Source organism: Cupriavidus sp. SIMBA_020 (assembly GCF_046535395.1).
GTDB classification, from domain to species: domain Bacteria; phylum Pseudomonadota; class Gammaproteobacteria; order Burkholderiales; family Burkholderiaceae; genus Cupriavidus; species Cupriavidus campinensis.
The window spans coordinates 1-233 of sequence record NZ_JAWRWU010001737.1 but is presented as its reverse complement, the minus strand read 5'-3'; the positions used below and the strand labels follow the sequence as shown (position 1 = coordinate 233).

Here is a 233-nt window from a genome sequence, read left to right as displayed (position 1 = left end):
CCTTGCCACGGCACGTGGCAAGCGTAGGCGGTGCGGCGGCAGACTCAGCTGGTGAGCGAATGGTCGCGCATTGGCCGCGCATCACCCTGTTCTCTCCTTGCATATTGGCCGGAGGGAGGCGCGTTTCGCATGTCGTGATTTTGCAGAACGGGAACGTTACGCCGGACTGCCGTCATTTCGGCAACGATTGCCACCGCGATTTCCGGAGGCGTCTGCGCGCCGATGTACATGCC

Annotated in this window: 1 pseudogene; it reads right to left on the bottom strand. The window is 62.7% G+C overall.

From position 1 onward, the window contains the following. Positions 1-44: 44 nt before the first annotated feature. Positions 45-233: pseudogene (locus tag SB751_RS35565) on the bottom strand (hypothetical protein); the annotation flags it as partial.